Raw genomic sequence first — 14742 nt, 5'->3', positions numbered from 1 at the left:
TGTACACGAATGAATGGAGGAATTGAAATTATGTCAAATTTACCAAATTGCCCAAAGTGTAATTCAGAATATACATACGAGGATGGCAGCCTTTTTGTGTGCCCGGAATGTGCGCATGAGTGGACGTTAGAATCAGCAACAGAAGAAGTAGAAGAGAAAAAGGTCTACAAAGATGCCAATGGCAATATTTTAAACGATGGTGATTCTGTCACGGTTATTAAGGATCTTAAAGTAAAAGGTAGCTCAAACGTTGTCAAAGCAGGTACAAAAGTGAAGAGCATCCGTTTGGTGGATGGCGATCATGATATTGATTGTAAAATCGATGGTTTTGGCGCGATGCAATTGAAGACGGAGTTTGTTAAGAAGCTGTAAATGAAAAAGTAATGGCCTGCGTCAAAGTAGAATGTACCAACTTTGACGCAGGCTATTTTTATTTTTCATAATCGATATAGAAATCTGTTAGTATACTAATGATATCCATTTATTTGCTATACTAAAATTGGGGACTTGGGGAGGAAGTAGTATGAAAAGCAATGTAATCGCATTATCTATTTTTAGTTTAGCATTGGCTATTGTGTTAGGGAGTTGGCTGATAGCAGAAGGATTAAGGGAAAATGCAGTAAGTGGTAAAGAAATAGTGATTACGACTACACCGACAAAAGAAACCATACAAGCACAAATATTTACAATAACGGAGTTAGCTAGCTATTTAGGTTTGAGCGAAGCAGATGTTGAAAAATTGGGACCTGCATCAGTTGGTGATGGTATAACGACTAGTATACTTCCTTATTTGAGGATAGATGATACAGTCTACTATCCAAAAGAAGCGGTAGATCGATGGTTACGAGAAATGGAAATTGATATTGCTTATTGATTTATGTGCGTAAGGGTGGGGTATATTTTAGGTGAAGGACTGTTCCATACGTCGAAGAAACTTTGGCGTATGGAACAGTCCTATTTGATGTTGTTTTATGATAAAAGTAGAAAAGCCTTCATATACTGCAATACGATGAGTCTTAGATATACAAAAGGTAGTGGTCATAGAGGAATATCGGAGGGAAGGAGCTATTTGATTGAATAAGCACTATCAATGATAATTATATTACGGATTTTTTCAGGTAGTGTCGATATAACCGCTGCGATGCTGATGTATAAATTTAACGATTTTGAAAAACCTTATATATTAATACGCTACCCGCGTTAGTGGGTCCTGTTGTGCTAATTGTTACGAAAGGCATTGCATTGTTTGGCTTTGCGGAAAAAATTTCAGCGACTCGAATGATTTGTCTGTTTGCAGGAATTGTACTGATTCTTTTCAGTCTGCAAGCTAAATGGGGGCTAGTAGGAGTTACAAAGAAACAGTTGTCTGTTAACGATTTATCTCACTTTTTCCTTTATATAGTATAACACAGACATTTCTTGAATATAAGTCTATTTAAAAGCCCAATTTTCAGTAATAATAACATATATATTGTTCATTTGAAGGATTTGATATGGTGATTTTAGGATTAAAAAGAGGAGAAATTAAATTAGTGGAACCACAAGAAGGTTGGATCGCTGAATTTCAAAAAACGCAAAAAGAAATCCATAAGGTGACTGGTATAGATATCGATTGTATTGAGCATATAGGCAGTACATCCATCATTGGTATGAAAGCAAAACCGATGATTGACTTTGCTGTTGGAATAGCAGATATAAATAATGTTCCTGCTGGCATTATTAAAAGCTTGCAAGAGATTAGTTTTTATCGTCTCCGTGTAGTGCTGGAAAACGAAATCGTGATAGCTAGATTCGATAATGATGAGACATTTGACATCAAAACACATATTATTCATTTAGTAAATTACAAAGGAGACAAGTGGAACAATCTGATTTTATTCCGAGATAAACTTAATTCATCTGAAACGTTAAGGCGAGAATATGAAGAATTAAAAATGAGTTTTATACTGAATGAATCTGGGGATATGGACGATTATACGCATTATAAAGAGAACTTTATATTAAAAGTATTGAAGATGAATCATTGACTACCTTTACTTTTACGATTTGGAGATATAGTTTATGTAAAACACCAGAAGTAGTGGGGGAGAAATTAATGCGGGGCTTACCAGCTTATGTTAATAATATTTTAGATGAATATCTTACCTTGTTCCATGTTCGTTTGCCAAATACGCTTGAAGGTTTCTATTTGCAAGGCTCGATTGCATTGGATGCTTATGTGGAGGATTCAAGTGATATTGATTTTATTGCCATAATAAATCGACGCTTGTCGGAGGGAGAGTGCGAGATATTAGCAGAAATTCATAGGGCGATAGAAAGTACTTATTCAAAGCCGGAGATGGATGGAGTCTATTTGATGTGGGCGGATATTGGTAAATTGGCACCTGACGATACGGATTATCCTTTTTATAATGGGGGTCAATTGAGTTATGGAGCTCATTTTAACGCGATTACATGGTGGATTTTGAAAAAACATGGGATTAGCATTATTGGACCACAACCAACTGCGCTCAATGTTGAAATCGACCCACAGCATCTGGTTGAGTATGTAGTGGGAAATATGAACAGGTACTGGGCAGGGCGGATTGAAAAGATCGAACATGCGATGAAGAACATGCTTCAATTTACGACCGAGGAAATTGATGTTGAAATCGAATGGTCGATTCTGGGGCTGTTACGCCAATATTATACGTTAAAGGAACATGGCATCATTTCAAAACTGGGTGCTGGTGAGTATGCATTTCTGCATATGCCAGAGGAATGGCATCCGATTATACAGGAAGCGATAGATATTCGGAAAGGTGCGGTGAGAAACAGATTTTCTTCTGATAGGGAACGAATGGACAAAGCTTTGAAATTTTCGAAGTATATGATTGATTACTGTAACAGACATCTTTCTTTTAATAAAATAGGCCATCCCAACAGTCAGTGACTTTGGGATGGCCCTTTTTTAATTCGGATAATACAACACCATACTCAATCGCGTCACGACGCATCCCGAATTTTCATAACTATGTGGCCTGTCAGCCTTGAAACGGATGGAATCACCACTTCTTACCATATATTCTTCATCATTAACACGAACCGTTAGCTCGCCGTCAAAAATCGTTAACAACTCCTCAGTCCCTTCCATATGCGCATCCGCACTTAGAAATCCACCTGGATTGATTTCGACTGAATAGATCTCAAAGCGTTTGTCATCTTCGAATGGAAAATGAGGATAAACACGATATTTTCCATTGTCTTCGGATAAAACTTGAATATCACTTTTGGACACAACAATTGTCTCTGGCTGCGGATGATTGATGAGTGACGTAAAAGAAATTTTCAAGCCATTGGCTATTTTCCAGATGGTTGTAATGGTCGGAGCTGATTCGCCACGTTCGATTTGACCAATCATCGTTTTGCTGACTCCTGTTAGTTCGGCTACCTTTTCAAGGCTTAACTTTTTACTTTCTCTAAGCGTTTTTAAATTTTTTGCTATAACAAGATGAATTTCTTGCATTTAGACACCTCAATTCCTTCTGTACAATATAACGTCTGAATTGTACAATAAAAAGAAAACGTTATATCGTCTGTTTTAGACAGTATAACATATAGGAGAAGGGGAAGGTCTATCATGCCAGTGGTCTCATTTTTGGTATATGTGTTTGTCATGAGTTTTACACCAGGTCCGAACAATATTATGGCGATGCTATTTGCAAATCAGTATGGATTTAAGAAGACAATTCGCTTCTGTCTAGGTGTAGGTGCGGGTTTCTTTGTCATCATGATTTTATCAAGCTATTTTAATCTTCTACTTCATAATGTCATCCCAAAAATAGAATTGCCGATGATGATTTTAGGCGCAGGTTATATGCTATATCTGGCTTATAAAATTATTACAAGTACGACTAATGGTAATGGTAATGGTAATGATAGAGGCAAATATAATAGTTTCTTGGCTGGGATGCTACTACAATTTGTCAATCCAAAGGGTGTTTTATATTGCATTACAGTCGTTGGGACGTTCATCCTTCCGTACCATAGCTCACATAGTAGCTTACTACTGCTATCGTTATTTTTAGGTTTTGTCGGTATTTTGAGCACGGGTAGCTGGAGTCTCTTTGGCTCAGTCTTTCAAAAGTTTTTATCAAAATATAGACAGCAATTTAATGTTGTGATGGCGTTGTTATTGGTCTATAGTGCAGTATCGATTTTTATGTGATAATTTTTTTGGCGGGGCATAGAATCACATTAACATTAACACTTCTCAAGTTTCTACAAAACCTTGCCTATTATCTGATTAATCACTGTCTAATATGCTCTACTTGTAATTTTGAACACAGACTAACAGCTTATCTTGTATGCTGATGATGCGGAGTAAAAAAAATGCTTGACTTGCTCAACTTTATTTGATTTAATGATGGAAATAAGATATTTCAGAAAAATACAACAAGTTAGTTTTTGATTTTATACTGGTACGGATGTCTGGACCATATGAGAAGGGTGATTAATGATGATTAATAATGAGTTGCATATACCACTTCATATACAGATTAGTAAAATACTTGAGTTGAAAATAAAGGAGGGGGTTTATAAAGATAAAATACCAAGTGAGCGAGAATTAATGGATCAGTTTGTAGTGAGTAGAACAACAATTAGAGAAGCTGTTTTAAGACTGGTAAACAAAGGGACTTTAAAAAAAGTACATGGAAAAGGAACTTTCATTACGGTGAAACCACCTATTCAGGAATGGCTAACCACACTAAACAGTTTTACTGAGACAGTAAAGAATATGGGAATGGAACCAGGAAGCAAGTTATTAAAGTCAGAAAAATTAGCCGAAAAAGATTCTTCACTTGATTTATTCGAAGGGGATATTTACACAATTGAACGACTTCGTTTTGCAGATGGAAAACCAGTGGCAATCGAACAGCATTATTACTCAGTTGATCTTGGCTTAAGTTTAGCAAAATATGATCTGGATAAAGCAACTATCTTTGAATTACTAGAGAATGAACTTGGCATTAATTTGATTGAAGCTGAACAATTCATTAGCACTGAAATAGTTGATGACCGTTTAGCAAATTTGCTAAATATACCACCGAATACTAGTGTACTCAGTGTTGAAAGAATTATTTACGATGAATTCGAAAAACCAGTTGAATATTATAAGGGTTTTTACCGTCCTGATATGTATGTATTTGGGATTAAAACAAAAAGGAAAATCAAGTGAATCTGTTAAATAAAATGTAAGCGTTATCATTCGGTTGATAGGAGGAGCGTATGAAAAATTCAAAGCATTGGATTATTTCAGCCTTAGTAATCGGGACTTTTTTCAGCATGATTCTGATGGGGAATACTACGTTAAGTAAAACTACCGGTTCTATTGAAGGTGAAGTTATTACTCTTCGTGTAGCGCAGTCGAAATCTGCTAACCATCCTGTTTCACAAGGTATCGACAAATTTGCAGAGCTTGTGAAAGAAAAATCGAACGGAAAAATAATGATTGATACGTTTCATGATGGGCTTATTGGGGATGACCGAGAAGTAATTGAAAGCGCACAAAGAGGAAGTATAGAAATCGCTAGTTCTTCCACTCCCAATATGGCGGGTTTCACCAAATACTTTACAGCATGGGATCTTCCATACATTTTCGAAAATAAAGATGAAGTGTATATAGCGCTTGATGGGGAACCGGGAGATATTATTCGGCAAGAAATGAAGAAATCGGGTTTCATTGTCATTTTCTTTCCGGATTATGGATTTCGTCAAATCGTAAATAATATAAAACCTATCGAAAAACCAGAAGATTTAAAGGGGATGAAAATAAGAACTACAAACTCAAAAATAGAACAGGCAGATTTTAATTCCTATGGTGCAAATCCTACACCAATGGCCTGGTCAGAAGTATTTACAGGCTTACAACAAGGCACAGTAGACGGCGAAGGAAATAGTTACTCGCTCTTATGGGATACGAAACATCAGGAAGTGTTGAAATACGCAACTGAAGTCAATTATAACTATAGTTCCGATGTTGTCGTGATGAATAAGGCTAAATTTGAAGCACTATCGGCGGAAAATCAAGCATTGATTTTGGAAGCTGGAGAAGAGGCGATGCAGTGGCAAAGAGTACGTGCAAATGAACGTGAGGACGAGGCTAGACAACAATTTAAAGACTATGGCATTGAAATTTTTGAACCAACGCCTGAGGAATTGCAAGTATGGAAACAGGCAGTAGAACCGGTATGGGATCAATTTGTAAGAGAAGGTCAAGCTGAACCGAACTATGTTGACCTTATTCTTGAAACACTTGGCAAAACGAGAGAAGACATTTTCAATTAAGAAAAACATCTTGTAACGGGAGGTGACTGACGTTGGAACAAGGTTCTTTAGCAGAAGTGCAAGAAAATATTTCAGCTTCAATTGAAAATACTACGGTTTTCAAAAAAATTGTCAGATTCATCGATCAAAGATTTGAAGAGATATTTATTGTGTTAGGATTCTTGATTTTCATACTACTGATCAATTTTCAAGTCATTAACAGATATTTATTACCTTTTATCAACGTAGCAAATATTACAACATGGACAGAGGAAATTTCTCGCTATATTTTTATTGCAGTATCTTTTTTGGGTGCAAGTCTTGCCATAAAAAAACGAGAATCAATCCAAGTCAATGCAATTGTAAAGAGATTACCTAAGAATATCCAAAGTTCTATTAGCTTGGCAAATACAATTTTCATGCTTTATTTTAGTTATATTATGATCCGTTATGGTATTGAGTTGATTACCTTTCAATTTGATATGAATCAATTATCGCCTGCATTAGGAGTACCGATGGCCGTTCCATATAGTGCTGTACCCATCGGTTTTGCACTAATTATTCTAAGGTTGTTTCAGAATTTTAGTTTGGATTTAAAGAGTCTTGAGATTAAGGACGGAGTTTTGGGTGTAATGATTGCAATTGCTTTCATATTACCCATTGCATTATCAGCAAAATCTGCTATTACACTCCTACTTTTTGGCTATTTCATATTATTCATTATGATTGGAATGCCAATTGCTTTTGCACTTGGAGTGAGTACATTGGCAACAGTTCTTGCGACAGATGCCATTCCAATTGATTTTTTCCCGCAGACAGCATTTACGAGTATTGATAATTTCCCGATAATGGCCGTCCCATTTTTCATTGCTGCAGGAATTATAATGGGCGGCGGAAATATTATCAAAAGGCTGCTAAGGCTATCAGATGAATTATTAGGTTTTTTGCCCGGTGGGTTGGCACTAGTAGCCATTGTAACTTGTATGTTTTTTGCGGCTATTAGTGGGTCAGGTCCAGCAACGGTTGCCGCAATTGGAACATTGTTAATTCCTGCAATGATCAAACAAGGGTATAATGCTGGATTTGCAACTGCTGTGGTCGCGACTGCGGGTTCACTTGGTGTAATTATACCACCAAGTAATCCACTTGTAATCTATGGTGTAGTTGGTCAACAATCCATATCTAAACTATTTATGGCTGGTGTAATGCCCGGACTGCTTACTGGTGTGGCTTTAATGATTGTAACGTATTTCATCTCTAAGAAAAATGGCTGGCAGGGCGATCAAACGAGTTTTAATCTAAAAAATACACTGAAGGCAGCATGGGATGCAAGGCTTGCACTATTGGTACCTATCTTAATTTTAGGTGGTATTTATGGTGGATTCATGACTCCAACAGAAGCCGCTGCGGTTGCTGCTGCGTACGGCTTGATTATTGGCTTTTTCGTTTACAAAGATTTGGATTTGAAATCAATGTATAAGAATTTAGCGACTGCTGGTGTGACTTCTTCAATTATTATTCTATTGATTGTTATGGCTAGCATTTTTGGTCGATTAATCACATTGGAAAGAGTCGCTGAAACAGTTGCCCACTTTGTTTTAACGATAAGCGAGAATAAAATCATCATTCTTTTATTGCTAAATATTTTCCTGTTACTTGTGGGATTGATACTAGAGGCATTAGCCGCAATTGTTATTTTAACACCGATTCTCTTACCTATAGCAGTTGAATTGGGAGTTGATCCAATCCATTTCGGATTGATTATGATTTTTAACCTTGCAATTGGATTTATTACTCCTCCTGTAGGTGTCAATTTATTTGTTGCCTCCGGAATAGCCAAATTGGAAATTGAAGAGGTTATCAAAGGAATTGGTCCATTGCTTATTACGATGTTAGTGTTACTCGGTTTGATTACTTATGTACCGATGATTAGTTTATGGTTAGTTGGGTTGCTAGAGTAACTAACGAGTACAATTTTCATGTTTGTCTGTTGCATTAAAGGAGGTGATGAGGAGGAGAGATCCATATTTATGAGATGTTGATTTTATCACATCTGAATTAACTAATAATTACGATAAAAATCACGAAGTAACAATCTTATGCAAATACTATGAAAATGTGCAATGTCCTTGAAGCATGTAATGGATTAATAAAATAGCGTTAAGGAGGATGATTCATGGCGTCGACATATTTACCAAGACAGATTGAAATTGGAAAGGATTGTTTAAATAAACTGGGTAAAATAGCATCAGAAATGGGAGTGACAAACTTATTCGTCGTTATTGATGCATTTCTTGTGACGCTTCCACTTAGCTATGATCAAAGAATAAAAGAAATTGTTCAATCAGAGAATATGACAGTAACCTTCTTCTCTGATTATCAAGGGGAACCTACGACAGATCATGTTAAGGCAGCACTTAAGAGCTTGGTTGAAAAAGAATCTGATTGTGTTGTTGCAATCGGAGGCGGAAGTGCAATTGACATTGCAAAAGCTGTTTCGCTTTTTGGAGCTAATCCGAAAATGAGATGGGAAGAGATCGCGGCAACTAAGAAATTAAATAGACTTCCTTTAATTGCAGTTCCAACAACAGCTGGTACTGGTTCAGAGGCAACAAAGGTCATGGTTGTGACGAATCTGGAGACACAGCTTAAAATGAACCCTGCACATAAGGACCTTATTCCAGATGTTGCTATTCTAGATCCCGTATTGACACAAAGTCTGCCTAGACACTTTACCGCGTATACAGGTATGGATGCGTTAACACATGCAATCGAAGCATACATTTCTACACAGGCATCTGTTATGACAGATAACTATGCGTTAACAGCTATCAAAATGATTGGAAAATCATTGCCGCGTGTTTATGAAAATGGAATGGATCTTGAAGCCAGGGAAGCCATGCTATTAGCAAGTTGTTATTCGGGAATAGCTTTTTCGAACGCTTCAACGAATCTTGCGCACGCTATTGGCAGATCATTAGGCGCAAGGTTTAACATTCCGCATGGACTAAGTGTTTCGTTAATGCTCCCATTCGTCATGCGTTTTGGATTAGAAGTAACCAAAGAGAAGTATGCTGATATTGGCATTGCAATGGGAATGAAAAATGCGGAAAGTAAAGAGAAAATGGCGGAATCTACCATCCAACTTATTGAAGAAATGAATAGTCACTATGGAATTTGGCAAGATGGAATGAAATATATTAATCTTGAAGACTTAAACAAAAATAAATCTACCTTGATTAATGACGCATTAAGTGGAAATGGCATTTTGACAAACCAGATTGTGCCAACGGAAAAAGATGTGGAAGTGATACTTCTTTCATTAATTGGGAAGTTGGAAGAGCTAGGAAGTATTCAAATGGCTTCCTCGTAGTACACAGTAGATAATATTATCGCAAGTGGTACGGATGTCGTGATGTCGCGGGTTTAATAATCCGAATAGGCAGTGCGAGTGAGGAGTCTTAACAATGAAATACAACTATTATCTAGGGGGAAAATAAAATGACAAAATCACAAGTTGAAGTGGAGAATGTTGTAGCAAAAAAGGTGAAAATGACGCCGAGTGAGGCAATTGTAGAAACACTGTTAGCAGAAGGAGTAAAAGATATTTATGGAATTCTTGGTTCTGCGTTTATGGATATGCTCGATTTACTACCAACGGCAGGGATCCGTTTTATTCCGGTAAGACACGAACAAAGTTCTGGGCATATGGCAGACGCTTACACGCGTGTTACAGGTGTGGCAGGGGTTGTAATTGGACAAAATGGACCTGGAATTACAAACATGGTAACATCGGTTGCCGCAGCGAATCAGGCACATACGCCAATGGTTATCATTTCACCATCTGCTGGAACTCCGACGATTGGATGGGACGGATTCCAGGAATGTGATCAAGTATCTATTTTTAAATCGATAACAAAGGAAACGGTGCGAGTTACACATAGGAGCCGTGTGGCAGAGACATTGAGAACTGCTTTCCGAATTGCGTATGCTGAACGTGGACCAGTATTATATGACATTCCACGTGACTATTTTTACGGAGAACTTGAGGATCAGATTTTATCCCCTCATCAATATCGTGTAGACGCTCGTGGTAGTGGTGACCCTGCATCAATTGAAAAAGCTGTAGAGTTATTGAAAAACGCTAAAAATCCTGTGATTCTTTCAGGGCGTGGAGTTGTTGATGCAAACGGAACAGATGTTGTAGCTCAGATTGCGGAGCATTTAACTGCACCTGTTGCTGTTTCCTATATGCATAATGATGCATTCCCGGCAGACCATCCATTAGCAGTTGGCCCAATTGGCTATATGGGTTCAAAAGCAGCAATGTTATCAATTCAAAAGGCAGATGTTCTACTGGCAATCGGTACACGTTTATCCGTTTTCGGAACATTGCCAGCTTACGATATCAATTACTTTCCTAAAGATGCGAAGATTATTCAAATTGACATTAACCCACGGAATATTGCAAGGACACACCCGATTGAAGTGGGTATCATAGGTGACGCGAAAAGTGCCAGTGACGAGATTTTGAAGCAATTACAGCGTGATAAACGAGAAGTGGATTCCTCTCGTTTACAAAAGATTAATAAACTCAAAGAAGAATGGGAACAAGAGCTCATTGATTTAGCAATGGTTGAAGGCACACCAATCAATCCACGACGTGCACTGTTGGAAGTTAGGAAAGCATTACCAGACAACGCGATTATTGCAACTGATATTGGAAATGTATCATCGACAGCAAATGCTTATTTACACTTTAATCAAAGTAGACGTCATCTTGCCGCTTTAACTTTCGGAAATTGTGGGTTTGCTTATCCAGCAGCGATGGGCGCGCAAATTGCTGAACCAGATTCACCAACATGTGCAATTGTCGGCGATGGTGCTTGGGGAATGAGCTTACATGAAATCAGTACTGCCGTTGAACAAAAGCTCCCAGTTATTGCTTGCGTATTTAATAATAAATCTTGGGCGGCAGAGAAAAAGAATCAAGTAGACTTTTACAATAACCGTTTTGTCGGATCTGATATTGAAGCACCTGATTTTGCCGAAGTTGCGAGGTCAATGGGGGCGCTTGGCTTTACAGTTGACAAAGCAGAAGATATTGGACCAGCGATTGAGGAAGCTTTAAAGGCGAAAAGGCCAGCAATCATCGACATACACGTAGATGGTACTATGCTCGCACCGCCATTTAGGAAAGATGCATTAGAACTACCTACTCGTTTTTTGGAAAAATATAAGCACCTTGATTATCAGACATGGAAAGATGAATAAGAAAAACTAGTTTTTCAAATAAAATAAAAGGAATGTTAATCGTAGAATAATGGGCATCTATAATCTCATATCAGTTACTTTTAATTGCGATATTATTAAAAGTAGATGGGATTATGGATGTTTTTTAATTATTAAAGTGTCTAATCCAAATGTATATCTTAGCTAGTTGGAAGTGAAAGGAGGGAGTTTATGGGGAATGTTAAATCGTATATCAATAATTTAGGATCAACTACTAACCGTAGTTATTTAAGTATCATCTTACCTGGAGTTTTACTTTGTTTTATGGTCATGATTGCAGGTATATATTTGGCAGATCAACTTGGGATTGCGATTGTAAAGCTACAAATTCTTCCAGAAGGAAGTTCTAGTCCAGTGTCTGGAATATTTGTGGCTATTATTCTTGGTATTATTATACGAAACACAATTAATTTGCATCCGATTTTCATGGACGGAGTTGCTTTTTCTGTAAAATATGCATTGAGGGCGGGTATTATCCTACTCGGGTTAAGATTGAGTCTTATCGAAGCACTAAGGCTTGGTGCTTGGGGGATTCCGCTGATTATTGCGTGTATTTCTTGTGGTATCATTGTCACTCTGTACTTTACAAAGAAACTAAATCAGTCCAACCGTCTTGGAACGTTAATTGCCTGTGGAACAGGTATTTGTGGTGTAACGGCTATTATGGCAATATCTCCTGTACTTAAAGCAAAAGATAATGAAATTTCATATGCGGTTGCCAATATTACCATTTTTGGTTTGGTAGGTATGTTGTTTTATCCATATCTTGCAAATACCTTTTTTGGTGATGATCCAATTAAAGCGGGACTATTTTTGGGTACGGCTATTCACGATACTGCACAAGTAACGGGATCAGCACTTATTTACAATCAAATGTTTGATATGGAAAAAGTTGTAGACGTCGCAATGGTTACTAAACTGACAAGGAATCTATTTATTATAGCTGTTATTCCAATTATTTCTTTTCTATTTTTCAAAAATGCTGGTGTCGAGAATGAGACAGGGGGGGAGCGCAGAATACCAAAATGGTATAAACTTATACCTTTATTTGTCGTTGGTTTTTTGCTGCTTGCATTTGCAAGAACGATTGGAGACATGAATGTAGCAAATAGTGGATTGGCTTTCGGCTTTTTAAACTCCGTTGAATGGGAAAATTTTTATCGTTATGGAAGTTCTTTTGGAACTACTTATATGCTTGGATTGGCAATGGCTGGTGTCGGGTTGTCAACTGATTTTAGTACGTTTAAAGGATTGGGAGTAAAACCATTTTACATTGGATTAATTGCAGCGGTATCTGTCGGGATTGTCAGCTTGACATTGATTGGTTTATTTGGACATTTGATTGTCATTTAAGGTAATCAAATACGCCTAGGCTCATTTGAAACCGCCACTTTGTTTTGCTACAGAAAACACCGCTTGTTGTGAATAAATTGTATAGATTAAATTGATTTATATATATACAAAAGATACACATTCTGTTTTATTAGGGATGTGTATCTTTTTAAATTTTTAGGCTTCTAATCTTCGGTTATTTCACTCGTTGCCGTAATTGAGATGCCATGTAGTGCTTGTGTCGCTAATCGATCTGCTTCCGTGTTTCGCTTTCGTCCGACTAGTTCGTATGTTGCTTGGATAGTGAGATCTTTTAGTTTTGCTTCGATTCGGTCTGCCCACTTCGATAGATTATTTTCAAGTGTCGGCCATTCCTCGCTTAATTGGTTGATAACGACCTGTGAATCGCCAATAAATCGGACGGGCAGATGATGGACATTCAACAGCTCAAGCTCCTGTAAGCATAGATATAATGCGGCATATTCAGCTTCGTTATTAGATATGAGCTCGACAGAAGGGGCATTGCGCCGTAGTCTGTATGACTTGCCGTTCTGGTCATAATAAATAACGCAACCCATCCCAGATTTGCTCGTCTCACGGTCGAAGCCACCATCAAAATAGACCGTGATGTTATGTGGCTCTGTTACAATTTCTTTCAAATACTTTCTCATCTCTTTAAGCGTCCAAATGGTGTCGAGCTGATCCGTCAATACTATATTTTTGGCTCGCCCAGTTCGCTCGATATCATCTGCAATTAGCAGGGCCTGTGCTGCCGGCATTTCATCAGAGCGAAAGCCGGTTTCGGTGCCCCTCGGCGTTTTGTAAGTCCATTCAATGAAAACACGCATCGCAAATCCTCCTTCTGTAATAGTAAGTCTGCGAGTAAAGCTTCTTTCTCTCTCAATAAATTATATCCAATGTTAGCCGTTTCTAAAACCATATAGATTTAGAGAAAAGTTAGTTCCAACGTGCTGGCATTAGTAGAACTACTGTTTTAAAAGTACGGAAGTCGAATTGCTAGATTTCAAGCTAATATATATGCTAGAATCACATTTGTTGAGATCAGGTAAACGAATGGTCACAAAATAGAAAACAATTTGGAGGAAAAATAATAATGAATATTTTAGTAGTCAAAGCAAATAACCGCCCAGCTTCAGAGGCAATCTCAAGCAAAATGTATGAAACATTTATGGCAAACGTGCAGGATGTCAAAGACCTTAACATCTCAACATTTGATGTATTCGCAGAAGATATGCCTTACTTTGGTCAAGATTTGTTCAACGCATTTGGAAAAATGCAAAACGGTGAACAACTATCTGACCTTGAGCAACGCCTTGTTGCAGCTAAACAAAAAGCAATGGACGCTTTAACAGCAGCTGATGTAGTTGTTTTCGCATTCCCATTGTGGAACCTAACAATTCCAGCACCATTACAAACATTTGTTGACTATGTCTATCAAGCAGGATATGCATTTAAATATAACGAACAAGGTCAATTAGTGAGCCTAATGCCAGAGAAGAAAGCGATACTTCTGAACGCTCGCGGTGGAATTTATTCAACTCCTGAAACAGCGCCGATGGAAATGTCTGCTACTTATATGCGTAACGTCTTTGGAGGCGTGTTCGGTATGTCTGTTGAAGAAGTTATCATTGAAGGACATAATGCAATGCCAGATCAAGCAGAACAAATTGTTGCACAAGGCCTTGAAAAAGTAACTGAAGTTGCAAAAGCATTGGCTGCTCAACCGGCTACTGTTTAATAACGACTATAAGTAAATAAGTTCAGTCAATCCCTTCGTGAATCTGCGGAGGG

Annotated in this window: 14 protein-coding genes and 1 pseudogene; 13 read left to right on the top strand and 2 right to left on the bottom strand. The window is 37.7% G+C overall.

Features of this window, described 5'->3' with window-relative positions; genetic code table 11:
- Positions 1 to 30 precede the first annotated feature (30 nt).
- The 5 genes and pseudogenes from R2B72_RS02640 to R2B72_RS02620 all read left to right on the top strand — a co-directional run bounded on the left by R2B72_RS02640 (position 31) and on the right by R2B72_RS02620 (position 2932).
- The gene (locus R2B72_RS02640; RefSeq protein ID WP_318614625.1) at positions 31 to 372 is read left to right on the top strand and encodes a zinc ribbon domain-containing protein YjdM; all 342 of its coding nucleotides are present in this window, start codon (positions 31 to 33) and stop codon (positions 370 to 372) included.
- Between the two features lie 151 nt (positions 373 to 523).
- On the top strand, positions 524 to 874 hold the full coding sequence (locus tag R2B72_RS02635; protein WP_318614624.1) for a helix-turn-helix domain-containing protein: 351 nt from the start codon (positions 524 to 526) through the stop codon (positions 872 to 874).
- 216 nt (positions 875 to 1090) lie between these two features.
- A pseudogene (locus R2B72_RS18605) lies at positions 1091 to 1332 on the top strand (YqhV family protein); the annotation flags it as partial.
- A gap of 161 nt (positions 1333 to 1493) precedes the next feature.
- Positions 1494 to 2027: a GrpB family protein gene (locus R2B72_RS02625; RefSeq protein WP_318614622.1), complete on the top strand. Its 534-nt coding sequence runs from the start codon at positions 1494 to 1496 to the stop codon at positions 2025 to 2027.
- 68 nt (positions 2028 to 2095) lie between these two features.
- Positions 2096 to 2932 (top strand): aminoglycoside adenylyltransferase domain-containing protein, encoded by an 837-nt coding sequence (locus R2B72_RS02620; RefSeq protein ID WP_318614621.1) that lies wholly within the window; start codon positions 2096 to 2098, stop codon positions 2930 to 2932.
- Between the two features lie 18 nt (positions 2933 to 2950).
- On the opposite strand, the gene R2B72_RS02615 is transcribed toward R2B72_RS02620, so the two are convergent.
- The gene (locus R2B72_RS02615) at positions 2951 to 3505 is read right to left on the bottom strand and encodes an XRE family transcriptional regulator (protein WP_318614620.1); all 555 of its coding nucleotides are present in this window, start codon (positions 3503 to 3505) and stop codon (positions 2951 to 2953) included.
- Between the two features lie 114 nt (positions 3506 to 3619).
- On the opposite strand from R2B72_RS02615, the gene R2B72_RS02610 reads away from it, so the two are divergent.
- The 7 genes from R2B72_RS02610 to R2B72_RS02580 all read left to right on the top strand — a co-directional run bounded on the left by R2B72_RS02610 (position 3620) and on the right by R2B72_RS02580 (position 12951).
- On the top strand, positions 3620 to 4207 hold the full coding sequence (locus tag R2B72_RS02610; protein WP_318614618.1) for a LysE family transporter: 588 nt from the start codon (positions 3620 to 3622) through the stop codon (positions 4205 to 4207).
- 288 nt (positions 4208 to 4495) lie between these two features.
- On the top strand, positions 4496 to 5218 hold the full coding sequence (locus tag R2B72_RS02605; protein WP_318614617.1) for a GntR family transcriptional regulator: 723 nt from the start codon (positions 4496 to 4498) through the stop codon (positions 5216 to 5218).
- A gap of 50 nt (positions 5219 to 5268) precedes the next feature.
- Positions 5269 to 6327, top strand: a complete 1059-nt coding sequence (locus tag R2B72_RS02600; protein ID WP_318614616.1) for a TRAP transporter substrate-binding protein — start codon at positions 5269 to 5271, stop codon at positions 6325 to 6327.
- Positions 6328 to 6359: 32 nt separating this feature from the next.
- Positions 6360 to 8267 (top strand): TRAP transporter large permease subunit, encoded by a 1908-nt coding sequence (locus R2B72_RS02595; protein ID WP_318614615.1) that lies wholly within the window; start codon positions 6360 to 6362, stop codon positions 8265 to 8267.
- A 215-nt stretch (positions 8268 to 8482) separates the two neighbouring features.
- Positions 8483 to 9679, top strand: a complete 1197-nt coding sequence (locus R2B72_RS02590; protein WP_318614614.1) for an iron-containing alcohol dehydrogenase — start codon at positions 8483 to 8485, stop codon at positions 9677 to 9679.
- Between the two features lie 128 nt (positions 9680 to 9807).
- A complete protein-coding gene (xsc, locus tag R2B72_RS02585; RefSeq protein WP_318614613.1) occupies positions 9808 to 11580 on the top strand; it encodes a sulfoacetaldehyde acetyltransferase in 1773 nt (590 codons plus the stop codon).
- 189 nt (positions 11581 to 11769) lie between these two features.
- A complete protein-coding gene (locus tag R2B72_RS02580) occupies positions 11770 to 12951 on the top strand; it encodes a YeiH family protein (protein WP_318614611.1) in 1182 nt (393 codons plus the stop codon).
- Positions 12952 to 13115: 164 nt separating this feature from the next.
- Here R2B72_RS02580 and R2B72_RS02575 read toward each other — a convergent pair whose 3' ends face one another.
- Positions 13116 to 13778 (bottom strand): ribonuclease H family protein, encoded by a 663-nt coding sequence (locus R2B72_RS02575; RefSeq protein WP_318614610.1) that lies wholly within the window; start codon positions 13776 to 13778, stop codon positions 13116 to 13118.
- 266 nt (positions 13779 to 14044) lie between these two features.
- On the opposite strand from R2B72_RS02575, the gene R2B72_RS02570 reads away from it, so the two are divergent.
- Positions 14045 to 14689 carry an FMN-dependent NADH-azoreductase gene (locus R2B72_RS02570; protein WP_318614609.1) on the top strand — a complete coding sequence of 215 codons (645 nt, stop codon included), beginning with the start codon at positions 14045 to 14047 and terminating at the stop codon, positions 14687 to 14689.
- Positions 14690 to 14742: the final 53 nt, after the last annotated feature.

The organism is Sporosarcina sp. YIM B06819, from assembly GCF_033485175.1.
Taxonomy (GTDB): Bacteria; Bacillota; Bacilli; order Bacillales_A; family Planococcaceae; genus Sporosarcina.
Note: the sequence above shows the minus strand (reverse complement) of the source record. Positions and strands in the feature narration are given on the sequence as shown.